The organism is Phocaeicola sp. GP0067, assembly GCF_031119655.1.
Classification (GTDB): Bacteria; Bacteroidota; Bacteroidia; order Bacteroidales; family Bacteroidaceae; genus Phocaeicola; species Phocaeicola vulgatus.
The window spans coordinates 94776-120785 of the sequence record NZ_JAVHZY010000001.1 but is presented as its reverse complement, the minus strand read 5'-3'; the positions used below and the strand labels follow the sequence as shown (position 1 = coordinate 120785).

Here is a 26010-nt window from a genome sequence, read left to right as displayed (position 1 = left end):
TAAGTAAATGAAGAATTTGAAGGAAATAATCAGCCAACAGGATACTGTAACTCCTTGTGTTTTGAATCCGTTGTTTTTACGCCACAAATCTTCTGGTCCATTTGCATGCATACATCCCTCTGACCACCAGGTAGCTGATGAGAAAGGCTGTTACGGCCATGCAAATAATGTGTATTATGGCAGGAATCCCCTGAGGCAACAGCGAGGCGAACAAGTCATATCCCATTTGCACGAAGACGAAATGACACAGATAAATGCCGAAGGTCATGGATGCCACTTTTGAAAGAACAGGCGAAGAAGGTATTTTAAGCTTCTGTATACAGACAAAAACAGGAAATGTCATCATAAATACATTGATGCCGCCGAAAAGCCATACTATTTCCAGATAGGCGTAGTTTCCCGGAAAATATTCCTGCATGATGAGGTAGCCGCCAAAAGTGATGGCGTACCCTGTCACAAACATAGGGATACCGATAGCCAGGGTTTTTCTCCAACTCCATTGCAGCGGGTATTTTACCAGATAATGGGCCAGTATCAGATAGCCGATAAATCCGGAAACATAATAAAATGAACCGAATGCATTCCAGTCGCACACTCCCAGGATATCCATATTGCCCCAGTTGCCGATATATCCCAGTGCGGGAGCGGCCATCTTTATGTAGGGAAGGAACAAGGAGATGCCCCAGATGGAAAGAAATAGCTTGATATCTTTCCGGGTAGCACGCTCCAGCCATGCATGGAAGATGGGGATGATGAAGTAGAGCCCCACCAGCATATACAGATACCACAGAGGAGTGGTGTCATAGTTGAAATTGAAAATGAATGTCCAAATCTTCGTGATAGTCATTTCCAGGGTGAAGGCGGACATGTCTATGGTAGGATTGTCTGTCGTGGTGATGTAATTCAGATAAATGAAATACAATACAGGCAGCATGACCGACCAGAAGATAAGCGGGACAACAATGCGGCCGATCCGCTTTTTGTAAAATTCACTCATGCCGTTTCGTACAGGAAACAGCAGCACTCCTGTCATCATCACAAACAAGGGCACGCAACAGCGTACGGCACTTCCCAATGCGCACCCTTGCAGAAAAGTAGGACGGTCTGTGTCAAAACGTGCCACAAAAGGGTCACAGCAATGGGCGAATACAACTAAAAAACAGGCGGTGACGCGTAGCAAGTCTATCCATCCGATGTTCTCTCTTTTATTTATTTCCATATTCTCTGTTGGGCTTATTTTTGTTCAAGCACCACTACTAAGGGACGGTGATCTGATGCTACCGGTTCATTTACTACCTGTGCGGAGGTTACTGTGAAGCCTTTCATGTTCTGTTTCAGTGCTGTAATATAATCAATGGTTTCTGTAGGGGCGGGAGCCGGAAATGTATGCTGGTTTACGTCAGAAAGTATCTGAAAATCCTGTTGCAAGTATTTTATGAATGCGGATTCGGGTTCGGCATTCAGGTCGCCGGCCAGGAAAAAAGGTTTTTTGTGAGCGGCGGCAAAGTCTTTTATAAGCTCCAGTGAGGCCATGCGGTCTTCTTCGGTGAGAGACAGATGGGTGCAACAATAAATGTAGTTGTCGAACTCTGCCATAATCAGCGCACGTGCTTCTTCCCGTCCGGGAAGTGTCATGGTTTTCAGGCTGACGGGAATTTCTTTGGTGAGAAGTCCGATACCATATTTTCCTCCGTCGTAATCAATGGCAGGGGCAAAGTAAGCGTGCATTTGCGTACGTCCGGCTATTTCGCCCAGTACGTATTTTTGTCCGCTGCGGTGGGTCATGCTGTCCAGTTCCTGCAAGGCTACCACTTCGGGGTGGATATGATTGATTACATCGGCTATGCGTTGGAAGTCGCATACATCATCCATTCCGTTTGCATTTTTAATGTTATAGGTCATTAGCCGTAACGAATTTTGTGATTGTGCCGACAGGGCTAAAAGAAGGGTAAAAAGTAAGAGCAATGTCTTTTTCATATATTCATCAGGTTTTGATTGTTTAAATTCTCTCCAAAGATAGATAAATTCATTCTTTTTTTCTTTGCCCTCAAAGATAAAAAACAAGAGAAAGTTTTTATCAGAAAGGAAATGTTTCTGTTCAACAACTTGCCGGGGCTTTATTTCTTTCCTGCCGGAGAAGCCTGTGTCATACGGATACTGCTTACCACGCCTGCGGCAATGGCAAAGAATATGGCTAATAACAAACAAGCCTGCGCCCGATGTCCTTCGGCGAACATACGGAACAACAAAGCAACCAGTGTGGTTCCCAAAGTCTGACCTAACAGACGCGCCGTACCTAGCATACCGCTGGCTCCACCGCTTCTGTGAGTGGGAGCGGAAGAAACAATGGTTACATTATTGGGCGTCTGGAACAGCCCGAAGCCCATACCACAGAGTGCCATTCGCCAGATGATATTCCATTCTGCCGGATGGGGGGGAAGCAAATAGAGTGTGAATAGGCCGGTAGCGAAGATGGCCATGCCGATGCCTCCCAGCAATCCGGGATGTACTTTCTCTACCAGTCTGCCTGCAAGTGGTGCGGTCAGGATGGTAGCCAATGGCCAGGGGGTAAGTAGCAAACCGATCTGTACGGCGCTGTATCCCAATATATTCTGCATAAAAAACGGTAAGGAAACCATAGCCAGCATCTGGGCGGTGAATGAGGTGATGGAAGTACCGATAGAAAGAGCGAAAATAGGAATCTTCAGTAAGTCCACAGGTAGGATAGGGGTCGTTTCCTTCAGTTGGCGGCGGATGAAATAAGTGCCGATTATGATTAACAAAACCAACTGGATGGCAATGAACTTTCTGTTTTCGGCGTGTGCAAAACCTTCCAAGGTATAAATTAACAACCCGAAGGTCAGTGCGTTGGCTATTGCACTGATTTTATCAAACTTGTGTTTTGTGTCTGAAGCCGGATTATGCGGTAAGAACCGATGTCCGATCACTAATGCAGCCAATCCCAAAGGAATGTTGATTACAAAAAGCCAGTGCCAGCTTCCCAATGCTAAGATACTGCCTGCAATGGATGGACCTGCGGCGGCCGAAACAGCTACCACCATGGCATTTACGCCCATTCCGCGCCCTAGTATCTGCGGCGGGTAAATTAAACGGATAAGGGCGGTATTGACACTCATTACACAGGCCGCCCCGAAACCTTGAATGATACGGGAGACAGTCAGCATCCAGAAAGAGTCCGAGAGGGCGCAGGCCAAAGAGGCGCCTGCAAAAATGGAGATGCCGGTCAGAAATATCCGTCTGTAACCGTAAATATCACCTAATGAGGCAAATGATAGCAAGGTCATGGTAATCACCAGTTGATAGGCATTGACAATCCAGATGGCATTGGAAGGGGTGACATCGAAATCGTGTGCCAGCGTGGGTAATGCGATATTCATAATGGTTCCGTCCAGTACGGACATCATGATAGCCAGCAGTACGGCTACCACTGCGAAATATTGTTTAGGTATAAATGCGGTCTTTTCTTTGCTCATGATGCAAAATTAACGGAAATCGGTCAGATTAGGTTTAATTTCTTCTAAATAATTGCTATTCCAATGTTAAAGAACCGGGAATTTATAGAATGGTTAAGGAATAATGCTTATCTTTGCAGCCGTTAAAAACAGTGGAGAGATTTGAGTAGCTTGCAACCACAGAAAAAAATGCTAAAAAATACATTGACTTTCTTATTTACATTTATCTACTCTGATAACTTCCCAAGGTGGTTAACGAATTAACTTTTAATTTTTAATTCTTAATTTTCAATTTAGAATGGGATATTTATTCACATCCGAATCGGTGTCTGAAGGACACCCCGACAAAGTGGCCGATCAAATATCGGACGCTGTGCTTGATAAACTGTTGGCGTTTGACCCCAGTTCGAAAGTAGCTTGCGAAACCCTGGTGACTACCGGACAGGTAGTGCTGGCTGGAGAAGTGAAAACCAAGGCGTATGTAGATTTGCAGCGCATTGCACGTGAAGTGATTAACCGTATCGGTTATACCAAAAGCGAATATATGTTCGAAGGAAACTCCTGTGGCGTATTTTCTGCCATTCACGAACAAAGTGCGGATATCAACCGTGGCGTGGAACGCGAGGACCCTATGAACCAGGGTGCGGGCGACCAGGGAATGATGTTTGGTTATGCTACCAATGAAACGGAAAACTATATGCCGCTGTCACTGGACCTGGCACATAAACTGTTGATGGTACTGGCCGAAATCCGTCGTGAAGGGAAGGTGATGACTTATCTTCGTCCCGACGCCAAGAGCCAGGTTACTATTGAATACGATGATAACGGCAAGCCGGTACGCATTGATACGATTGTGGTTTCTACCCAGCATGACGAGTTTGTAACCCCGGCTGATTCTTCCAAAGAAGCTCAGTTGAAGGCTGACGAAGAGATGTTGGCCAAGATTCGTCAGGATGTGATTGAAATCCTGATGCCACGTGTCATTGCCGGAATTCATAATGAAGAAGTATTGGCTTTGTTCAATGACCGGATAGTTTATCATGTGAACCCTACAGGTAAGTTTGTGATCGGCGGTCCTCATGGAGATACCGGTTTGACCGGCCGTAAGATTATTGTGGATACATACGGTGGAAAAGGTGCTCACGGTGGCGGGGCGTTCTCAGGAAAAGACCCCAGTAAGGTAGACCGTAGTGCTGCCTATGCAGCACGCCATATCGCAAAGAATATGGTTGCTGCCGGTGTTGCCGATGAAATGCTGGTGCAGGTGTCATACGCCATTGGCGTGGCCCGTCCTATCAATATCTACGTAAATACGTACGGTCGCAGCAATGTGAAACTGAGCGACGGAGAGATTGCTAAGAAAATAGACGAACTGTTCGATCTGCGTCCGAAAGCCATTGAAGAGCGTTTGAAACTGCGTAATCCTATTTATGAGGAAACAGCTTCTTACGGTCACATGGGACGTGAGCCGAAAGTGGTGACCAAGACATACGAATCCATGTATCATGAAGCAAAGACGCTGGAAGTGGAACTGTTCACTTGGGAGAAGCTGGATTATGTGGATAAGATAAAGGAAGCGTTCGGTTTGTAAGAAACGGATTCGAATATGGTGATGTATACGGGCGAATTCAATTCGTTCCTGCGGCAATGAGCGTCATTGGCTGGCAGGGGAGGATTGGATCCGCCCGAAAACATAAGGATTTATATGAATGATATAAAGAATGTATGTGTATATAGTGCGTCCAGCACAAAGATAGCGAAGGTGTATTTTGATGTAGCGGAAGAATTAGGACGTCTTCTGGCTGAAAAGAAGATCAATCTGATTAACGGGGCAGGCTGTATCGGCCTGATGGCGGCTACCTCCGATGCAGCATTGGCTGCAGGCGGTACGGTGACGGGGGTAATCCCTCATTTTATGGTGGAGCAGGGGTGGCACCATACAGGGCTGACCCGATTGATTGAGACGGAAACCATGCACGAGCGTAAACGGATGATGGCCGATTTGTCCGATGGTGTCATTGCATTGCCCGGAGGTTGCGGCACATTGGAGGAATTGCTTGAAATCATCACCTGGAAGCAGCTGGGGCTTTATCTTAATCCGATAATCATCTTGAATATCAACGGGTTTTATAATCCTTTGCTTGAAATGCTGCAAAGGGCGGTGGAGGGTAATTTTATGCGTAAAGAGCATGTTGCGATCTGGAAGGTGGCTTCAACAGCCGAAGAAGCGATAAATTTGCTCTATACAACGCCTGTTTGGAACAAGGAAATACGTAAATTTGCAGCGATATGAGTGAAACCTGTCATCCCGGAATAGCGTATATTCTCCAACTTTATACGGAAGAGCAGAGCCGTGTTGATACGGCTTTGACACACAGCGTGTGTCATATGTCCAAGGAAGACGGGATGAGAGGAATGGAGTTGCCCTATCAGCTGCGTTCGGACTGGATGGTGACCTGCGTGCTGTTTCTTTGCTTTATCCTGGTATCATACGTGCTGGCACATGGCAAGAAACATCTTGAACAGCAATTTAAGAATTTTGCTTTGTCTAAAGAGCGTGCCAGTTTGTTTGATGATACTACCGCATCTGATGTGCGTTATACATTGGTGCTGATATTGCAGACCTGTATATTATCCGGTTTTTGTGTGTACGATTATTTTTCGGACCATGACCTGCTCCTTTTTCGTACGGTTTCTCATTGTTTATTGCTAAGTATTTACATTGGTTATGTAGTTTTTTTCTTTGTCATCAAATGGCTTCTTTATAGCTTTGTAAATTGGATTTTCTTTAACAAAACACGCAATATTATTTGGCTGGAATCTTACTTTAATGTTGTAATCGGGGCCGGATTTTTACTTTTTCCAATTGTACTTTTGATTGTGTATTTCGATCTGTCACCGCAAATTGCTCCTTATTTTATCGGTTTTGTTATAATAATTGCTAAAATTCTGCTGTTTTATAAGTGCTTTAGTAACTTTTTCAACAAATTTTATGGCGCTTTCCATTTAATTCTGTACTTTTGTGCCCTTGAAATACTCCCTGATTTTGTTCTGTGGAAAGGGATTATCTTAGCGAACAACATTTTGATTTTAAATTTTTAGTACATTGAAAATAAAAAAAGTCCTCGTATCTCAGCCGAAGCCGACTTCTGAAAAGTCGCCATACTATGATATTGCTGAGAAGTACGGTGTGAAAATTGATTTCCGCCCGTTCATCAAAGTTGAGAGCTTGTCGGCAAAAGAGTTCAGACAGCAAAAAGTCTCTATTCTTGATCATACCGCTGTGATTTTTACATCGCGGCACGCTATCGACCATTTCTTCAATCTGTGTACAGAATTGCGTGTTACTGTGCCCGAAACAATGAAATATTTCTGTACGTCCGAAACCATTGCTTTGTACATTCAGAAATATGTTCAGTATCGTAAGCGTAAAGTGTTCTTCGGCGCGACCGGTAAATTCGCAGATTTGGTGCCTTCTATCGTAAAGCACAACACGGAAAAATATTTGGTGCCGATGTCTGATGTACACAATGATGAGATCAAGACTTTATTGGATAAAAATAAAATTCAGCATACGGAGGTAGTGATGTATCGTACGGTAAGTAATGATTTCACTCCTGAAGAAGAGTTCGATTACGATATGCTGTTGTTTTTCAGTCCTGCAGGAATCAATTCTTTGATGAAGAATTTTCCGGAGTTCGACCAAAAGGAAATTGCGATAGGATGTTTTGGTCCTGCTACTGCTAAAGCGGTAAAGGATGCCGGATTGCGGTTGGATCTGGAAGCTCCTACTGTAGAGGCTCCGTCCATGACTGCGGCATTGGATATGTTTATCCGCGAGCGTAATAAGGATTAATTTTTAGTTTATATCCCAAAACCGGGGGTTTTGTATCAATAAAGTTGTAACTTTGTGATTCGAAACCCTCGGTTTCTTTATTTTAATAAAAGAAAGAAGATTATGGTAGAATATACACTCGGTAAAAAAGAGCGTCTGAATAGTAAGACATTGATTGAGCGTCTTTTTTCAGGTGGAAGCAAGTCTTTTCCGGCTTTTCCGCTACGTGTGGTGTATATGTCGGTAGAGCCTGTGGAGGAAGATATGGCGGCAGCTTCCATTCTGATCAGCGTGCCCAAGAAGCGGTTCAAACGTGCGGTAAAGCGTAATTTGGTGAAACGTCAGGTACGTGAGGCTTATCGGAAGAACAAGCATTTGTTGCTGGATGCGCTGGCTTCCCGGAACAAAAGACTGATTATCGCCTTTATATGGCTGGATAACCATATTCATTCTTCTGCCGAAGTGGAGGAGAAAGTGAAGAAACTGCTGTTTCATATAGTGGAAAGGCTGGAATGAAAAAGATACTTTCCTATCTGTTGCTGTTGCCTGTTTATTTCTATCGGGGGTACATTTCTCCAATGACTCCTCCTTCATGCCGTTTTGTACCTACCTGTTCGGAATATGCCATCGAGGCTATTAAAAAACATGGTCCTTTCAAGGGATTGTATCTGGCTGTCCGCCGGATATTGCGTTGCCATCCGTGGGGCGGGTCGGGCTATGATCCGGTTCCGTAAAATCTGTTGTCCTTATGTTGCTGGATATTCATACGCATCGCAATGCTGCTGTACCGGGAGAATGCATTTTCAATGTAGAGCCTGCATGGTTTGAACCTGTGGAAGGGTGTTATTATTCTGTAGGCATTCATCCGTGGAAAGTTTTGGAAGCTGGTCCGGAAGATTGGACAACGTTGGAAAAGGCGGTCTGTCATCCCTCTGTTCTGGCGATAGGAGAGGCGGGTTTGGACCGTTTGGGGCCGGCAGATATTCTGTTGCAAAAAGAGGTGTTTGTCCGACAAATTTTATTGAGCGAGTCAGTAGGAAAACCGTTGGTTATTCATTGTGTGAAGGCGTTTAATGAACTGATTGAACTGAAAAAGAAGTATCGTCCGCAGATGCCTTGGGTGGTACATGGTTTCCGTAATAATCTGCATATTGCCTGCCGGCTGATGCAGGAAAACATTTATTTTTCGTTGGGAGAAAGATATCAGCCTGATGTGTTGCGGCACGTGCCTTTAGAATGTTTATTGGCCGAAACGGATGAGAGCACGCAGGATATCCGTATGGTGATAGGACGGATGGCGGAAACGAAGAATGTGGAAGTTTCCTTTCTGTGCGATAGGATAGATGAAAATGCACGGAAAATCTTTTTTCGGCAATAAGAGTTGTTTCTTCAGATAAAGAGTCGTACTTTTGTGGCATTTAAAGTATAAATCAAACATTTAAATAGATAATCATTCGATGAATTTTGTAGAAGAATTAACATGGCGTGGAATGGTGCACACAATGATGCCGGGCACCGAAGAGTTATTGGCTAAAGAACAAGTGACAGCTTATCTGGGTATTGACCCTACGGCTGATTCTCTGCATATCGGCCACTTGTGTGGTGTGATGATGCTACGTCATTTCCAGCGTTGCGGTCATAAGCCGTTGGCATTGGTGGGCGGCGCGACCGGTATGATCGGTGACCCTTCCGGCAAATCGCAGGAGCGCAATTTGCTGACCGAGGAAACATTGCGTCATAATGTGGCTTGCATCAAGAAACAGCTGGCTAAGTTCCTTGACTTTGAGAGCGATGCTCCTAACAAAGCCGAATTGGTGAATAACTATGACTGGATGAAGGATTTTACTTTCCTGGACTTTGCCCGTGAGGTAGGGAAGCACATTACAGTGAATTATATGATGGCTAAGGATTCTGTACAGAAACGTTTGAACGGTGAGGCGCGTGACGGTTTGTCATTTACAGAATTTACTTACCAGTTGTTGCAGGGATACGATTTCTTGCATCTTTATGAAACAAAGGGCTGCAAACTTCAGATGGGTGGTTCGGATCAATGGGGTAATATCACTACCGGGGCCGAGCTGATTCGCCGTACCAATGGCGGTGAAGTGTTTGCATTGACTTGTCCGTTGATTACAAAGGCCGATGGTGGTAAGTTCGGTAAGACTGAGTCTGGTAATATTTGGTTGGACCCCCGTTATACTTCTCCTTACAAGTTCTATCAGTTCTGGTTGAATGTAAGTGACGAGGATGCCGCACGTTATATAAAGATTTTCACTTCGCTGAGTCAGGAAGAAGTGGAAGCATTGACAGCAGAACATGCTGAAGCTCCGCACTTGCGTGTATTGCAGAAGCGTCTGGCTAAGGAAGTAACTGTGATGGTTCATTCGGAAGAAGATTACAATGCTGCTGTTGAGGCATCGGGCATCCTGTTTGGTAACGCCACTTCCGAAGCGTTGAAAAAGCTGGATGAAGACACGTTGCTGGCAGTGTTCGAAGGTGTTCCTCAGTTTGAGGTGTCACGAGATGCATTGGCCGAAGGTGTGAAGGCAGTAGACTTGTTCGTTGATAATGCCGCTGTTTTCGCTTCTAAAGGTGAGATGCGTAAGCTTGTACAGGGCGGTGGCGTTTCATTGAACAAGGAGAAATTAAGTGCCTTTGACCAGGTGATTACGACTGCTGACCTGCTGGATGAAAAATACCTGCTGGTTCAGCGCGGAAAGAAGAACTATTATCTGGTGATTGCCAAATAAGAAAAAAGAGAACTTCTTTTATAAATAAAAAAGGGGATATTCAGTAAATGTCCCTACAAACAAAAACCGGAAGAAGAAAACCTGTTGTTTCTCCTTCCGGTTTTGTTTGTATCTTTTCTTTCGTCTTATTTTCCGTCTATCTCTTTCAACAGCTCGTCTACCGCAGCTTTCAATTGTGTGTCTTCACCTTTCACTACTGTTTCCGGTGAATTGGCCACTTTGATATCCGGCTCTAATTGTGAATTTTCCAGATAACTTCCATCCGGCAAGCGATAGCCGATAACAGGAATGCCGAATACCAGTGTCGGATCCTGCAATGTTTCCCAAGATACGCTGGTCATGGTTCCCGGTACAGGCATACCTACCAGCTTGCCTATTTTTTGATGGCTGTATACCCACGGAGTGCCGTGTGCGTTACTGTAGTTGGCTTCACACTGCACCATGATACTCGGCTTGTTCCAACGGCGGCTGGGCATATCGCAAGCTTCACGTCCGCGAACTACCTGTGTAAAGTATTTCTTTCCGCTGAACAGGATCTCAATATCCTCGTGCAAACGTCCTCCGCCATTGAAACGGGTATCGATGACGATACCTTCACGGTTATTGTACTTGCCCAGAATATCCGAATAAACGGAACGGAAGCTGTCATCTCCCATGGATTCAATGTGCACATATCCCAAACGGCCGTTCGACCATTTGTCTACATCGGCTGCCCGTTGTTTTACCCAGCGTGCATAGAGCAGATCGCTCATTACACCATTGCTGACAGGAACAACTACTTCTTCCCAACGTTCTTTGGTCTGCGGGTTATAGAGCGTAACCAGTGTTTTCTTTCTGGCTTTACCGTTCAGCAGAACAGAGTAATCGCTTTCGGGAGTGATTTCCTGACCGTCGATCTTTTCAATGATATTTCCGGCCTTCACTTTGGAACGGGCGTGGTCGAAGGGGCCTTTTTCCACTACTTCAGAAATCAACAGACCTTTGCCGTTATGATTCCAGTCATACAGTAATCCTAAGGTAGCGGTGGCATCTCCTTTCAGTTGCGGACGGAAACGTCCTCCGGTATGTGAAACGTTCAGTTCACCCAGATATTCGCTCAGTAATTCCGCAAAGTCATAATTATTATCGATATGCGGCAGGAACTTGCGATAGGCTTTGGTCATGGCATCCCAGTCTATTCCGTGCATGTTCAGGTTGTAGAAGCGTTTCTGTTCTTGTTTGTATACATGGTTGAACATATAGTCACGTTCGGCTGCGAGATCCATTTTCACGTGGGCTTGATAGCTGATGGGCTTCAAACTTTCAGAATCAGTACCCATTTTCTGCATCGTGTTACTGCCTAGCAAGAACAAGTTCTTTCCATCCTTGTCCATTTCCATGTTGGCCCATCCGGCATCCATTTTATGGAGCAACTTGGTATCTTTCTTGCGCAGATTCATTTTCCACAGGTCATAGCCGCCTTCAAAGGCAGAGAGGTAATATAAGGTCTCGCCGTCTTTGGTGATAATGGCGCTCCCCAAATCGGAAGAGTTGGGAGTAAGGCGTACGATGCGGTCCTCTATGTTGTTCAGTTCCACCACAATGTCCTTTACTTTTTCCTCTTTCTTCTCTTCGGATTTTTCTTTGTTATCACCTTTCTTTTTATCGTTTTTCTTGGTTTCGGTTGTGTTCTTTTGTTCTTTTTCCAGTTCTTTCTGCAATTCGTAATCTTCTTTGCTCAGGCGGAATTTGTCGTATGCATCCTGGTTCATAAATACCAGCATCACATCGTTCAGTGATCCCCATGAGGCATGGGCACGCATACCATAACGCTCGGTAATGAATAAAATGGCATTACCATCCAGTACCCAGCGGGGGGAGCCACTGGTATAGCCGCTATTGGTCAGATTGATAATTTTTCCTCCTTGTGCACTTACCATACCTATATCGGAATATGGATCATGCCGGTTTCCGATAAATTCCAATGTGAACCATTTGCCGTCCGGCGACCATGAATAGTCAAAGCCACCGCCGGTACTGAACCAGGTGGAACCGTCAGTGACCTGACGTACCTTTTTGGTTTCCAGATTAATCACCATCAACCGGTTACGGTCTTCTATAAAGGCAAGTTCCTTCCCGTCCGGTGAGAATTGCGGATAGGTACGTTCTGTCTTGTCCGAAGGCAGGAGTACTTCTTCTTCAATGGCAGTCGCATTGGGGAAGTTGGCTTCTTCCTTACGTGCAATCTTGGCCATGTAAAGTTCCCAGTTTCCGTTGCGTTCACTGGCGTACGCCAAAGTACGGTTGTCCGGTGAGAAAGTAAGTCCTGCTTCACGGGCAGGGGTATGTGTGATTTGCTTGGTGGTATTATAATCGGCGGAAGTGACGAATACTTCACCTCGTACAATGAAAGCAACTTGTTTGCCGTCCGGTGATACGGTAGCTGAGGTTGCTCCGTTACTGAAATTCAGATCTGCTATTGTATTTTGGTCATCACGGATGATATCGATTTTGACTTTCTGCGGTTTATCTCCTTGTTTTTGAGTGTATATTTCTCCATCATACGTATAACAGAGAGTGCCGTTGCTGCCCATTGACAGGAAGCGGACCGGATGGGTCTTGAAATGGGTGACCGTTTTCAATGATTGAGGACTACTTATCGGAAAGGAATATACGTTGAATGTACCTCCGTCTCGTTCGCTCAGGAAATAAACGGTTTGCCCGTCGGGCGCAAATACAGGGTTACGGTCTTCGCCTGCATGGGCGGTCAGGTTGGTATGCTTGCCGTTTTCCGAATCATATAACCATACGTCACGGGTGATGGACGAGGTGTGGTGTTTGCGCCATTCGTCTTCAAAACCTTTGCGGTCTTGGTAGAGAAATGTTTTTCCTGATTTGTCAAAGCAGACCATTTCTGCGGGAGTACCCAGCACCTGTTCGGTACGTCCGCCGGTTACCGGGACTTTGTATAGTTCTGTCATGGCCGAGGTAGGGAACAAGGCACTGTTGGCAGGGTCTTGGATAGAGGCCGAGAACAGGATATAGTTGCCGTCGGTGGTGAAGGTTGACGGTATTTCGGAAGCCGAATGGGTGGTAAGACGCCGGGCTGCTCCGCCATCGGCCGACATGACGAACAGGTCGAAATTGCCATTGCGGTCACTGGCGAAGGCAATCTGTTTACTATCCGGTGACCAGATGGGGCTGCACTCGTATGAGGCTTGTGTAGTGAGTTGGGTGGCAGTTCCTCCGTTGGCGGGTACTTTATAGATGTCTCCTTTATAACAGAATGCAATTTCCGTGCCGTCGGGGGAAATTTGCACGTCACGCAGCCATAAAGGTGTAGCTGCATAACTGCTTGCTGCAACAAAGCTTAAAGCAAGGCAAGTTAGAAGTTTTTTCATGTATTTATTTCTTTTAGTTTGTACGCAAAGTTAAGCATTTGCACTTTATTGCAAAAAAAAGTGCGAAAATATTTGGAATATATTGCAGGAAAAACGTATCTTTGCACCGCTTTCTAAGGAAAGCACATAATGATTGGACTATGGTGTAATGGTAGCACAACAGGTTTTGGTTCTGTTTGTCCAAGTTCGAATCTTGGTAGTCCAACAGTTTTCAATCCGAAATGAAACAAAAGCCCGTTAAACATACAGTTTGACGGGCTTTTTTCGTATCGGATCATATCCTTTAATATAGTCAATACAAGGAGCAGCAGTAAAAAACAATCGATGCCGTTAATTAGCGGCTTAGCACATTTACAATTTCCACCACATACATCTTGTGAAAACCACCGTGTGATTCCCCATACCATCGGTCCGTAATGCTCTTGTCGATAAAGTTTCCGGGCTTGATCAGATCGGCATACAGTTTCTTGCATTCAAAAGTCAACCGCGCCTGCTCAAAAGTGATGCTTCCGTTCTCGGTGAACAAGGGCGATAGTCCTGTCGCTTTTACTTTATCCATGTCACGTCCCGATTTGGAACCGCATATCTTATGTATTTCTTTATGCTCTTCACCTAGAAAAGAGAGAGTGAGATAGTCATTCTGCTCTATAAAGTCGAATGTATAACGCTCGGGGCGGATAAAGATAAAGGCTACCGGACGGTTCCATAGAAATCCTGCACCTCCCCAGTTTGCCGTCATGGTGTTGAATTTGTCTTTGGTACCGGCGGTTACCAACATCCATTCCTTGCTGATTGTCTCAAACAGATTGTCAGTCAGTTCGTTTACTTTTATTTCTTTCATTGTTTCCGTATTTTTAGCTAGTACAAAGATATAATTTTTTTCTTTTACTGTTTCAGATTAAATTTGCTAATTATTATCTTTGCGAGAAATATTAATTAAAAAAAGAAAGGACGATACAGTGGCAAATGATGTAGTTTTAACCCCGATGATGAAGCAGTTTTTTGAGTTGAAGGCAAAGCATCCCGATGCGATTATGCTATTCAGGTGCGGGGATTTTTATGAAACTTATTCAGAAGACGCTATTGTTGCCTCAGAGATTTTGGGTATTACGCTGACCAAGCGGGCCAATGGACAGGCAAAGAGCGTAGAAATGGCCGGCTTTCCTTTCCATGCATTGGACACGTATTTGCCCAAGCTGGTACGTGCCGGCAAGCGGGTGGCCATTTGTGACCAATTGGAAGATCCCAAGATGACCAAGAAACTGGTAAAGCGCGGTATCACCGAATTGGTGACTCCGGGTGTAGCCATCAATGACAATGTTCTTTCGTACAAAGAAAATAATTTTCTGGCTGCCGTTCATTTTGGGAAAGCCAGTTGTGGTGTGGCCTTCCTTGATATCTCTACCGGTGAGTTCCTTACCGCAGAGGGGCCTTTTGACTATATAGACAAGTTGTTAAATAATTTCGCCCCCAAAGAGGTGCTTTTCGAACGTGGTAAACGGGGAATGTTTGAAGGAAATTTCGGAAGCAAGTTCTTTACTTTTGAGTTGGATGACTGGGTGTTTAATGAAAGTTCCTCACGCGAGAAGCTGTTGAAGCACTTTGAGACCAAGAACTTAAAAGGTTTCGGGGTGGAGCACCTTAAGAATGGTATTGTAGCTTCGGGAGCTATTTTGCAATACCTCAATATGACGCAGCATTATCAGATCGGCCATATAACTTCTCTTTCCCGTATAGAGGAAGACCGTTATGTGCGGCTGGATAAATTCACGGTACGGAGCCTGGAACTCATAGGTAGCATGAATGAGGGCGGAACCAGTCTGCTGGATGTGATCGACCGCACTATCAGCCCTATGGGAGCCCGTCTGCTAAAACGCTGGGTAGTCTTTCCGTTGAAAGATGAGAAGCCTGTCAATGAGCGTCTGGATGTAGTGGAATACTTCTTCCGCGAGCCGGACTTCAAAGAGTTCATAGAAGAGAAACTACATCTGATAGGAGATTTGGAACGTATTGTTTCGAAAGCTGCCGTAGGACGAATCTCTCCACGCGAGGTGGTGCAACTTAAAGTAGCTTTGCAAGCCATCGAGCCGATTAAGAATGCCTGTTTGAATGCGGATAACGGGAGTCTCCGCCGTATTGGGGAACAACTGAATTTATGTCTGTCTATCCGTGAAAAAATAGCGAAAGAGGTTAAGAATGATCCTCCTTTGCTGGTGAATAAAGGCGGTGTGATAGCAGACGGGGTGAATGCGGAACTGGACGAACTGCGGCAGATAGCTTTTTCCGGCAAGGATTATCTGCTCAAAGTACAGCAACGTGAAAGTGAGCTGACCGGCATTCCCAGCTTGAAAATTGCTTATAACAATGTGTTCGGTTACTATATTGAGGTGCGTAACACGCATAAGGATAAGGTACCTGCCGACTGGATCCGTAAACAGACGCTGGTGAATGCGGAACGCTATATTACTCAGGAACTGAAAGAATACGAAGAAAAGATCTTGGGGGCCGAAGATAAGATTTTAGTGCTTGAAACAAAGCTCTATAACGAATTGGTGGTCGCTTTGGCAGAGTTTATTCCAGCCATTCAGATTAATGCCAGTCAGATTGCCCGATTGGATTGTCTGCTGGCTTTTGCCAATGTGGCGAAAGAGAACAATTATATCCGTCCTGTTGTGGAGGACAGTGAGGTGATTGACATCAGGCAAGGCCGTCATCCTGTCATCGAGAAGCAGCTTCCGGTAGGGGAGAAGTATATTGCCAATGATGTCTTTCTGGACTCGGAAACCCAGCAAATCATTATCATTACCGGTCCCAATATGGCGGGTAAGTCGGCTTTGCTACGCCAGACTGCGCTGATTACCTTGTTGGCGCAGATGGGTAGTTTTGTTCCTGCCGAAAGTGCGCGGATCGGTATGGTGGATAAAATATTCACCCGTGTGGGAGCCAGCGATAACATCTCTGTGGGCGAATCTACCTTTATGGTTGAAATGAATGAGGCGGCAAATATTTTGAACAACCTCTCTAGCCGCAGTTTGGTGCTGTTTGATGAGTTGGGACGGGGAACCTCCACTTATGATGGTATTTCCATTGCTTGGGCTATTGTGGAGCATATTCACGAGCATCCTAAAGCCAAGGCACGTACGTTGTTTGCCACTCATTATCATGAGTTGAACGAGATGGAGAAATCTTTCAAGCGCATCAAGAATTACAATGTATCTGTGAAGGAGATAGATAATAAAGTGATTTTTCTGCGCAAACTGGAACGTGGCGGCAGCGAACATTCTTTCGGTATTCATGTGGCAAAGATGGCAGGTATGCCGAAAAGCATCGTGAAGCGTGCCAATGATATTCTGCATCAACTGGAAACGGACAACCGCCAGCAGGGCATTGCCAAGCCTACGGCTGAGATAGCGTCCGGCCGGAGCGGAATGCAGCTCAGCTTCTTCCAGTTGGATGATCCGGTATTGAGTCAGATACGGGATGAGATTCTGAATTTGGATGTCAATAATCTGACCCCTCTTGAAGCATTGAATAAACTGAATGATATCAAGAAGATAGTAAAAGGCAAATAAATGCCTTCATTTTTCATTAACCGTTAATAACTAACCATTAATCATTATCATGAAACACTTACTAACCTTATGGATGTTGGCCTTGTGTCTGTGTGTTTCGGCCAAGGAAACATGTCCGAAAGTAATTCCCGCCCTGCAAGAGTGGAAGGGGGGAAGTGGAAAACTCGTATTGCCTGCTGAAGGCAGTATTGTTGTAGCTCCTGCCGATGAGGCGGCACTGAAAAGTGTGGCGACTGTGCTGGCACAGGACTTGAAAGATCTGTTGGATTGGAACTACACCATTAGGACCGGGAAACCGGGAAAGAATGATATTTATCTTTCATTGATGAAACCCGACAAACAATTGGGAAAGGAAGGGTATGTGCTGACTGCCGGACGCTATGCCGGTATTGAAGCACCGGCTCGTCAGGGAGTCTTTTGGGGAACCCGGAGTTTGTTGCAGATTCTTTATAATGAAAAAGGACAGTTGCCCAAAGGAGTTGCCCGTGACTGGCCGCAATATCCCAGTCGTGGCTTCATGCTGGATGTGGGCCGTAAGTTCTTCACAATGGATTTCCTGCGGCAATATGTCAAAATACTATCGTTCTATAAACTGAATGAATTCCAGATTCATCTCAATGACAATGGTTTTGTACAGTTCTTTGATAACGACTGGAACAAGACCTATGCTGCTTTCCGCCTGGAGAGTGAGCGTTTTCCGGGGCTGACCGCCAAGGATGGTTCTTATACCAAGAAAGAATTCACCGATCTGCAACGTCTGGGCATGGAATATGGTGTGAATGTGATTCCGGAGATTGATATTCCGGCTCATTCATTGGCCTTTACACATTATAAACCCGAGATAGGCAGTGATAAATATGGAATGGATCATTTGGATTTGTACAAGGAGGAAACCTATCGTTTTGTAGATTCTTTGCTGGATGAGTATCTTTCTGGTGAGAAACCGGTTTTCATAGGTCCCGACGTACATATCGGTACAGACGAGTACAATGCCAAGGAAGCTGAGAAATTCCGCTATTTTACAGACCGGTATCTGAAGTATGTAGAGAAATACGGGAAGAATGTCCGTATGTGGGGAGCACTGCGCTGGTTGAAAGGAAACACTCCGGTGAAAGCGGATAATGTAACTATTAATGCCTGGTCATACGATTGGATTGATCCTAATGCTTCTTTGAAAGACGGATATAAGATTATCAATACGTGTGATGCTTATCTTTATATTGTTCCGGCTGCCGGATATTATCGTGATTTCCTGGACACGAAATGGCTGTATGAGCAATGGCGTGTGGGTAAAGTGAATCCTAAGGAAGAGTTGCCTGAAGGAACTCCGGGACTGTTGGGAGGTATGTTTGCCGTATGGAATGACCATTGTGGTAACGGTGTGTCACAACAGGATGTGCATTTCCGTACATTCCCGGCCGCTCAGGTACTGGCCGAGAAGATGTGGAGAGGGAAGAATGAAATGGTTTCTTACGAGGAATTTGAGGAATTGTGCAAACAGATGCCTGAAGCTCCCGGTGTCAACCTGCTGGGGCGTGTGCAGGGTGAGGTAGTCCTTCCGGGGCAGAATGAAGAACTGTCTTTGAACGGTACGGACAGCATTGCCACTATGTTGCCGGAGGTAGGCTATCCATACGTGGTAGAATTTGAAATAAATCCGGACAAAGACCAAAATATCAACGGTATTTTGTTTAAAGGTCCTCATTCCACCGTATATGCCAATTGGGAAAATAAGGGAAAATTGGCTTTCAGCCGTGACGGCTATACGTTTGTATTCCACGCTGCCACACTGCCTGCCGGAGCATGGACGAAGGTACGCATAGAGGGAGACCACAAAGGTACTACTCTTTACATAAACGGTGAGAAAGCGGAACGTTTGGAAGGACGTGTCAAGCAGTTTTACAACTATACTCATAAACGCAAGGACAAGATGTATATGCAGGAAACTTTGGTGTTTCCCATGCGGCAGATTGGGGATGTGCAGAATGGGTTCAGAGGGAAGTTGCGGAATATAAATTGCACGCAATAAAAGATATTTCTTTCTCTTGCTGTGTAGGGGCAGGTTTTAGACCTGTCCCTATGCCCAATAGGAGTGAAATTTCTCCGAATGTTATCTTTAATAGTGTTATATTGTTTATTATCAAAGTTTTATATGCGGTAAATGTTATCTGTTTTATTTTCATGAAAAGGGCTTTATACCTTACTTTGCATTATTAAACTTAAGCAACAAACCCGATGAAAATAAAACAAATTCTACTTTGCATGCTTTTAGCCTGCTTTATTCTTCCTGCTTCCGCACAGAATAGCTGGGGTATTGTAGGAGGCGGACTTTTTTCTAAATCTCTGTCCAGGGATGCACGCTTCAGCCTGGGCGGTTATGCCGGAGGAATGTATGACGTTCATGTTAAAAACTCATGGTATGTACAACCACAATTATTATTTACTTATGAAGAATTCAGATCCAAGACAAGACTTGGTACCGATTCTTTTTTTAGTAAATTCAATTTGGAGCTTCCTATCCTTGCTTCTTATAATGTTGCTTTGAATAACAAATGGAATTTGCGCATCAATGCGGGACCGTATCTGTCCTATGCTATGTTTGGCAGGGATAAATCCATTGATTACGCCTATGGCAACGGAATGCATTCTAGTTTGGGCTGGTGGCATCAGGATTTTCCAGATCATTTTACTTACGGCGGAAGGGCCGGGGTTTCATTGGAATCCGAGCATTTCATTTACACTATCGATGGTAAGTGTTCTCTTCGTAAGAGACCTTTCGGGCGGAGTGTCAGTTTATCGGCCGGTGTAGGATATAAGTTCTGAGTTTTCTGTATCTTTGTCACCGGAGAATAAAAATAGAGTTGCATGTATGTTTATATAAAACAGTTGGGTATTGTTTGCCTTCTATGTTGGCTTGGTCTTTCCTGTACTTTGCAGCGCACGGAACATCCTGCTTTGCGGCAAGCCGGATACTTGATGGAAGAACATTCCGACAGTGCGTTTTCATTATTGAAATCCATCTCTTCCCTAACCGGTATGAGCCCGGAAGACAAGGCCGGTTACGCTTTGCTGCTGGCTGAGGCTGCGGATAAAAATGGTTATTCACTGCTTCCTTGTGACTCATTATTGAATTTTGCTCTCCATGTATATCATGAAGAAGCCAAAGAACATGCCATAGCTCTTCTGTATAAGGGTAAAGTGCAACAGGAAATGGAAAACTATGCCGATGCCCTGAAAAGTTACCGTATGGCGCTTGAAATTCTTTCCGCCTATCCATGCGAATTCTATTGGAAAGGGTTTGTATATAATATGTTGGGTGGGCTGTATGGCAAACAGAACTTGTACGCACAGGCCAAAGATATGTATGTCAAGGCTTGTTATAATGATTCGCTGGCACGGCATAACCGTCATTTCATCAGTTCACTCAGCAACCTGGGGGTAGCTTACATCGGGTATGGAAATATAGACTCCGCTTTTATCTGTCAGCAACGCGCTTTGCAGCTTTCTCTTTCTACTGATAGTTTCCTTTTGCATTCTCTTTATGGAAATATAGGGGATTTATGCGGACGTACAGGACGGAACAGTATAGCTATTATTTGTCTGAAAAGGGCATACGATGCCTGTCGTCTTAGAGAAGACAGCTTGCAGTGTCTTTGGAATCTAGGGGAATTTTATTATAATAACGGGCAGCTTGATTCGGCTCTTTATTATTTGAACCGAAGCAAGGAAGCTGTCGATATTCATATCCGGTATCTCTCTTTCTTTGACTTGTATGCCATAGCCAAGCAGCAGGGAAATGTGGAGAAAGCTTTGGAATATCTGGAAATCAGCACCCAGTTGGAAGATTCTATCTATTCCACCAATGTGGCTACGGAACTGGAGAAGAAGACCTATCGTTGGAATGCCGACGCGCAAGTAAGGAAAGAACAGTTCAAGGCTAAACGGAGGATATACACCATTGCGATGATAGCTGTGGTGTTGCTGCTGGTCATTGTGATTATTTATCAACAGATACTGAAGAACAAGAAGATACAGCAATCCAATTATAAATATCTGTTGCAGAAGCTGAAACAGAACCTGATGGATATGCAGCAGAATATTGCTCAACATGAAGAGGTGATAGCCGAATTGAAACAGAAACAAGAAAGCCGTGTCGAGGAAATAGAAGAGAAGGAACGGGCTATAGAGGCCATGAAGATGGAGAAGGAGAAATTGCGCAACTGGTTGTTCCGGCAAAGTGCCCTCTATACGAAAATAGACAAACTGGCCAACCAGCAAAAGCATCACAAAGAGCGTATTGCAGTGCTCACCAATGCTGAGCAACGCCAACTCAGAGTGATTATAGGACAGATTTATGCTGATTACATAGAGCAACTGCATACCCGGTATCCCAAGTTGAACGAAGATGATGTCCTTTTGCTATGTCTGCAATTGGCGGATTTATCTCCTTTTGCCATCGCTTTATGCTTTGGTAATAATGATGCACAGATTGTAGCGCAACGCAAATATCGTATGAAAAGTAAGATGGAATAATCCTATGTTATCTTTAATAGTGTTACATTGTTGATTGTCAGTAATTTATGCTTAGTAACTGTTATTGGGCTTAATCGTTTCGAATGTCTGTACTTTCTATCTTTGCGGAATAAAACCATAAAAATAGAAACGATATGGAAACTAACAAACTAATTCTGGCGTGCCTGATTACTCTATGTTCATTACCCGTCGCCGCACAAGTAAAACTGGGAATTGAGGCTGGTGCCAATCTTTCCAACTATATCACCGACAGTCATTCAAACCCTTCGGACAGCAAAAACATGAAAGTAGGTTTTCAAGCAGGCCTGACAGTCGACTATGAGTTTCAGAATCACCTGATGCTGATGTCTGGACTTTTTTTTGTCCGAAAGGGTGGAAATTTGAAACTGGGTGAGAATTACTACGGAAAGGATGGTATAAATGCTTATTACCGTTATCCCGATGTGGAAGTAAAGATGAACTATCTGCAAATACCTGTGAAACTGGGCTATAACTTTCATATAAATGATAAAATAAGTCTTATTCCCAATGTCGGACTCTATGCGGCGTATGGTTTCAATGCCGGTGAAAGCGATTTGCAGATGGTGGGTGACGGTAAATTGATTCATGCCGGCTGGAAGCCGCTGGATGGCTATGGGAATACTTCCGATCAGGCTATTCGGGGGTTCAACCATTGGGATGTCGGAGCGACAGCTGGTATCAAGGCAGTGATAGGTAAGCATTACACGATTTCATTTGATTATAATATCGGTCTGAACAAAGCACAAAGTACATACGGATTACGAAACTCTACATTCCAACTTTCAGTTGGTTACCGTTTTTAAATTTTCATCACTTTAGAGAAAACCGAATACTAGACTTTATTTTTTAAGAAGAGAGATGCTCTTGCACGAGAGTGTAGGGGCATTTCTCTTGACATTTTTCTTCGCAAACCACCATCTCCATCCCCTGGTAAACCAGGCGGGAAGCCAGCTTGTCTTTCTCATAATTCAAACTTGTCTGCCTCGTTCAGTCATAATAGTGCCGTAACATGGAGAGAGTGTTAGGCTTTTGCCAAAGCGACGGAAACGGATGAGGAAAAAGAACTTGTTGGCCCTTTCAATCAAAGAGATGTAATGCGTCTTGTTCACATAATAACAATTGTCTTCGCGGACAGCCACAAAATTCATCATTCCTTAAGGGATACGCTACGGTAAGGCATGTTAAGTACATCAAATACATTGGGTATGATTCCTCCTTTTTGTTTTCTACAAAAATAGTCTTTTGGGGCAGACGGCCAACAAGCAACAAGGATATTTGTACTGTGTTGCTTATTAATCGATGTCCGTGTACCGGGTTATGAAAGCGTTTTGCTATCTTTGTGCATAGAAAGCTAAAAGATAAAATCACTATGCGTTCATTTATTATATATTTAAATTTCGTCAGTTTGCTGGCTGTCTGTTTGTTTGCCTGTAACCACCATTCTTCCAATCCGATGTTACAGCAAGTAGATTCATTGTTGGAAATGAAGCCGGACAGTGCATTGACTATTTTAAAAAATATATCTGTTTTAGAGGATTTGCCGGAAGTAGACAAGGCATACTATGCTTTGTTGCTGGCTGAGGCTACGGACAAGAACAAACTACCCTTATTGCCTTGCGATTCCTTATTGAATTTCGCCTTGGATTATTATGGAGATGATGATAGGGAGAAGGCTGTGGCATTGATGTATAAGGGAAGGCTGCTGGCAGAGATGGATGATGAAAAGGCAGCGATAGAGATGAATTTGAAGGCATTGGAAATATTGCAGGATTATCCGGTAGATACAAAATATAGAAGATTAATTTATAGTGCGCTGGGATTGTGGTATGGGAATTGTGGATTGAATGACAAGGCATTGGAGGTGTTGCACCAATCTCTTCATTATTCTTTTGATGCTAAAGATACTGCCATTGCTTATATTAATATAGGATATATTTATGGCATGAGAAATATGCAGGATTCTGCCATAACTTATCAGCGCAAAGCTGTGAAGTATGCCATGCGTTCTAAAGATAGAAGCATGATACTTACTTCTTGGCATAATTTGAGCATTTGTTATAGACACTTTGAAAATGTCGATTCGGCTGTTGTTTATGCGCATAAGGTTTTACAGCATTTATCTTATGGGAATGGAAAAGCAGATGCTTATTATAATATGGGGGATTTATATGTTGATTTGGAACAATATGATTCAGCACGCCATTATTTAGAAAAGAGTTTGTTTCTTTCTCCATCCCGCTCTATACCCTACTGGTCACTTGCCGTAATGGAGGCTGAACTAGGAAATTTTAAGTCTGCCTATCACTATCTGGATACGTTTGTTATGGTTCAGGACTCATTAGATAACAGTGAGCAATTGACGGAAGTGCAACATTTAGTCTATAAACATCAGACGGAATTAAGAGTAAAGGATGAACAGATAAAATCCAAAAGGATTATAAGATGGATTGTCTTTGTATCCGTTATTATTTGCTTTGTCGTTGCTTTGATTTACCAACGTTGGATAAATAAGAAAAATAACCAGCAGGCACTCTATCGGCAAGCATTACAATATGCTGATGAGAAACAGAATGTGATGCAGCAGCGCATAGAAGAAAATGAATCCGCTCTTGCACTGTTACAGGATAGGGAAAACCAAAATCTTGATGAAATTGCCCAAAAAGAGCAATTGATAACTCAATTGAAGAAAGAAAAGTTGGCACTTCGTACATGGTTATTTCAGCAGACTTCTATATACAAAAAGGTGATGTCATTGTCTGACCAGCAGCAGGTGAATAAGAAAATCCGTAAGGTGATGGCAGCTGCTGAATTGGACAAACTGAAGAAAACGACCTTTGAAATCTATGCTGATTATATTTCTCCTTTGCAAGCACAATACTCCCAACTGACGGAGGATGACTTGTTGGTCCTTTGCCTGCAAGAAGCGGGTATTTCTCCGTTGGCCATTTCTTTATGTTTCGGACATACGGATACGGTAGCCCTCAATCAAAGGAAATCGCGTCTAAAAAAGAAAATGTCAGAGTGATAAACTGAAATATATTGCTTATCAGTGTTTTATAGAAATGTTATGTCACAGCAAATAGTTGTGCGTTCTTTCCTTTCCCTCTAACTTTGCGGCATCATTTTTAAACAAAAAGAAGTATGAAAGCAAAGTTATTATTGATGTTATTTTTAGTTTCGTTAAGTTTGGGAGTTTTTGCTTCGGAGCATCACCAAAAGAAGCCTCATGCAGTTTGCAAAGTTTATGAAAAGGTGGCTACTAGAATTCCTTTTATTTTTTCAGTACAAGCCGAGGATATAAATGACTGCTTGTATCTCACATTTCAATTTTCATTAGATGATGCTGACATTACTATGCTAGATAAGGATGGTAATGAAAAGGTGTAGTTATGAATAACGCATTTGAAAAAACAGCTGTACTTCCTAAGTGTGATAAAGGAAGTGCTAACTCGACTCAGATAAATTTAAGTTTTTAAGTAATTCCAATTAAGGCTGTATGATAATATTTTAGTTGATAATCTAAGGTTATTGATAATGTGAAGTTCATATCTGAATCTTATTTTATTGCTCATGTTATGATAAAATATGTTATATGGTTGATTTTTAGTGTTGTATAGGTGAGTGATGTTATATGGATAGAGCTTTATGCTTATATCTTCTTTCTAATTTTGCAACATCAAATAAAAAAATAAGTATGAAGACTAAAATGATTGTAGTGGTGGTGTTGGCTGCCATGTGTGTATTGCCTTTGTCTGCACAGGTAAAAGTTGGTGTGGAAGGTGGAATGAACCTGTCTCATTATCTGGTTTCCGGTTCTGACGGATATAAAGCCGAGCAGGTAGGTGGAATGAAGCCCGGCTTTCAATTGGGGGTGACTGTGGACTACGAGATAGGAAAGCATTGGATGTTAATGTCCGGTTTGTCTTGGTTGCAGAATAGAAGTACCATGAAAATGATGGATCACATGGTTACTTATTTTCCTAAGACAGAGATAAAGATGAATAATCTGATTTTGCCGTTAAAAATGGGATATAATATTCGGGTTTCGGATAAACTCAGCCTCATTCCGTCGGTTGGAGTTTATGCTTCTTACGGATTTGGTGCTGGAAACTGTTCTTTGGATGTTATTCACCAAGAGGGGGATAATATAACTACCGAGCCTGCAAAATGGAAGCCCTTGGATGGTTTTTCCTATAAAGCCGGGGAGCCCAATAATAGTGGTAATCTTCAGGCTTTCCGCCGTTGGGATTATGGGGGCATTGTTGGAATGAAGGCTGTTATTGCCGATCATTATACGATAAGTTTTGATTATAGGGTCGGAATAAAAAAGATACAGGCACAAAATGGTTTGCGGAATTCAACTTTCCAGTTCTCCGTAGGCTATCGTTTCTAAACTGATTTAATTAAACTGGCAATCTGTCAAAATGATAATGCCGGTGTATGAGG

Annotated in this window: 21 protein-coding genes, 1 tRNA gene and 1 pseudogene; 17 read left to right on the top strand and 6 right to left on the bottom strand. The window is 43.7% G+C overall.

Features of this window, described 5'->3' with window-relative positions; genetic code table 11:
* Positions 1-76: 76 nt before the first annotated feature.
* The 3 genes from RE317_RS00470 to RE317_RS00460 form a co-directional block, all read right to left on the bottom strand.
* Positions 77-1219, bottom strand: a complete 1143-nt coding sequence (locus RE317_RS00470) for an acyltransferase (RefSeq protein WP_005849916.1) — start codon at positions 1217-1219, stop codon at positions 77-79.
* A 14-nt stretch (positions 1220-1233) separates the two neighbouring features.
* Complete coding sequence (locus RE317_RS00465) at positions 1234-1977, bottom strand: endonuclease/exonuclease/phosphatase family protein (RefSeq protein WP_011965079.1); 744 nt, start codon at positions 1975-1977, stop codon at positions 1234-1236.
* A 140-nt stretch (positions 1978-2117) separates the two neighbouring features.
* Positions 2118-3494 carry an MFS transporter gene (locus RE317_RS00460; RefSeq protein ID WP_005849911.1) on the bottom strand — a complete coding sequence of 459 codons (1377 nt, stop codon included), beginning with the start codon at positions 3492-3494 and terminating at the stop codon, positions 2118-2120.
* 277 nt (positions 3495-3771) lie between these two features.
* Between RE317_RS00460 and metK the strand changes: the two genes are divergently transcribed.
* The 8 genes from metK to tyrS all read left to right on the top strand — a co-directional run bounded on the left by metK (position 3772) and on the right by tyrS (position 10058).
* On the top strand, positions 3772-5064 hold the full coding sequence (gene metK, locus RE317_RS00455; protein WP_008666460.1) for a methionine adenosyltransferase: 1293 nt from the start codon (positions 3772-3774) through the stop codon (positions 5062-5064).
* Positions 5065-5178: 114 nt separating this feature from the next.
* Entirely contained in the window at positions 5179-5766 is a 588-nt protein-coding gene (locus RE317_RS00450; protein WP_005843984.1) for a TIGR00730 family Rossman fold protein, read from the top strand.
* The gene (locus RE317_RS00445; protein ID WP_008666459.1) at positions 5763-6575 is read left to right on the top strand and encodes a DUF4271 domain-containing protein; all 813 of its coding nucleotides are present in this window, start codon (positions 5763-5765) and stop codon (positions 6573-6575) included. Before RE317_RS00450 ends, RE317_RS00445 begins: the two co-directional genes overlap by 4 nt.
* Before the next feature lie 4 nt (positions 6576-6579).
* A complete protein-coding gene (locus RE317_RS00440) occupies positions 6580-7329 on the top strand; it encodes a uroporphyrinogen-III synthase (RefSeq protein WP_005843977.1) in 750 nt (249 codons plus the stop codon).
* 102 nt (positions 7330-7431) lie between these two features.
* Positions 7432-7824 carry a ribonuclease P protein component gene (gene rnpA, locus RE317_RS00435; protein WP_005843974.1) on the top strand — a complete coding sequence of 131 codons (393 nt, stop codon included), beginning with the start codon at positions 7432-7434 and terminating at the stop codon, positions 7822-7824.
* Complete coding sequence (yidD, locus tag RE317_RS00430) at positions 7821-8042, top strand: membrane protein insertion efficiency factor YidD (RefSeq protein WP_005843973.1); 222 nt, start codon at positions 7821-7823, stop codon at positions 8040-8042. Before rnpA ends, yidD begins: the two co-directional genes overlap by 4 nt.
* Positions 8043-8056: 14 nt before the next feature.
* Positions 8057-8686, top strand: a complete 630-nt coding sequence (locus tag RE317_RS00425) for a TatD family hydrolase (RefSeq protein WP_005843971.1) — start codon at positions 8057-8059, stop codon at positions 8684-8686.
* A 79-nt stretch (positions 8687-8765) separates the two neighbouring features.
* Entirely contained in the window at positions 8766-10058 is a 1293-nt protein-coding gene (gene tyrS / locus RE317_RS00420; RefSeq protein WP_005843969.1) for a tyrosine--tRNA ligase, read from the top strand.
* 125 nt (positions 10059-10183) lie between these two features.
* Here tyrS and RE317_RS00415 read toward each other — a convergent pair whose 3' ends face one another.
* The gene (locus RE317_RS00415; RefSeq protein ID WP_008666458.1) at positions 10184-13438 is read right to left on the bottom strand and encodes a S41 family peptidase; all 3255 of its coding nucleotides are present in this window, start codon (positions 13436-13438) and stop codon (positions 10184-10186) included.
* 134 nt (positions 13439-13572) lie between these two features.
* Between RE317_RS00415 and RE317_RS00410 the strand changes: the two genes are divergently transcribed.
* Positions 13573-13643: transfer RNA gene (locus tag RE317_RS00410), tRNA-Gln, on the top strand.
* Positions 13644-13772: 129 nt separating this feature from the next.
* On the opposite strand, the gene RE317_RS00405 is transcribed toward RE317_RS00410, so the two are convergent.
* Entirely contained in the window at positions 13773-14279 is a 507-nt protein-coding gene (locus RE317_RS00405; RefSeq protein WP_005849897.1) for a flavin reductase family protein, read from the bottom strand.
* A 118-nt stretch (positions 14280-14397) separates the two neighbouring features.
* Between RE317_RS00405 and mutS the strand changes: the two genes are divergently transcribed.
* The 5 genes from mutS to RE317_RS00380 all read left to right on the top strand — a co-directional run bounded on the left by mutS (position 14398) and on the right by RE317_RS00380 (position 22367).
* Complete coding sequence (mutS, locus tag RE317_RS00400) at positions 14398-17010, top strand: DNA mismatch repair protein MutS (RefSeq protein ID WP_005849895.1); 2613 nt, start codon at positions 14398-14400, stop codon at positions 17008-17010.
* 49 nt (positions 17011-17059) lie between these two features.
* A complete protein-coding gene (locus tag RE317_RS00395) occupies positions 17060-19039 on the top strand; it encodes a family 20 glycosylhydrolase (RefSeq protein WP_005849893.1) in 1980 nt (659 codons plus the stop codon).
* Positions 19040-19245: 206 nt separating this feature from the next.
* Entirely contained in the window at positions 19246-19833 is a 588-nt protein-coding gene (locus RE317_RS00390) for an outer membrane beta-barrel protein (RefSeq protein WP_005843958.1), read from the top strand.
* A gap of 42 nt (positions 19834-19875) precedes the next feature.
* Complete coding sequence (locus tag RE317_RS00385) at positions 19876-21543, top strand: tetratricopeptide repeat protein (RefSeq protein WP_005843956.1); 1668 nt, start codon at positions 19876-19878, stop codon at positions 21541-21543.
* A 134-nt stretch (positions 21544-21677) separates the two neighbouring features.
* Positions 21678-22367, top strand: coding sequence for a porin family protein (locus RE317_RS00380; RefSeq protein ID WP_118430216.1), 690 nt, complete (start codon positions 21678-21680; stop codon positions 22365-22367).
* A 187-nt stretch (positions 22368-22554) separates the two neighbouring features.
* Here RE317_RS00380 and RE317_RS00375 read toward each other — a convergent pair.
* A pseudogene (locus RE317_RS00375) lies at positions 22555-22715 on the bottom strand (AAA family ATPase); the annotation flags it as partial.
* Positions 22716-22933: 218 nt separating this feature from the next.
* Here RE317_RS00375 and RE317_RS00370 point away from each other — a divergent pair.
* The 3 genes from RE317_RS00370 to RE317_RS00360 all read left to right on the top strand — a co-directional run bounded on the left by RE317_RS00370 (position 22934) and on the right by RE317_RS00360 (position 25957).
* Positions 22934-24589 carry a tetratricopeptide repeat protein gene (locus tag RE317_RS00370; protein WP_008666446.1) on the top strand — a complete coding sequence of 552 codons (1656 nt, stop codon included), beginning with the start codon at positions 22934-22936 and terminating at the stop codon, positions 24587-24589.
* A gap of 116 nt (positions 24590-24705) precedes the next feature.
* Positions 24706-24951 carry a hypothetical protein gene (locus RE317_RS00365; RefSeq protein WP_005849888.1) on the top strand — a complete coding sequence of 82 codons (246 nt, stop codon included), beginning with the start codon at positions 24706-24708 and terminating at the stop codon, positions 24949-24951.
* A 307-nt stretch (positions 24952-25258) separates the two neighbouring features.
* On the top strand, positions 25259-25957 hold the full coding sequence (locus RE317_RS00360; RefSeq protein ID WP_005843945.1) for a porin family protein: 699 nt from the start codon (positions 25259-25261) through the stop codon (positions 25955-25957).
* Positions 25958-26010: the final 53 nt, after the last annotated feature.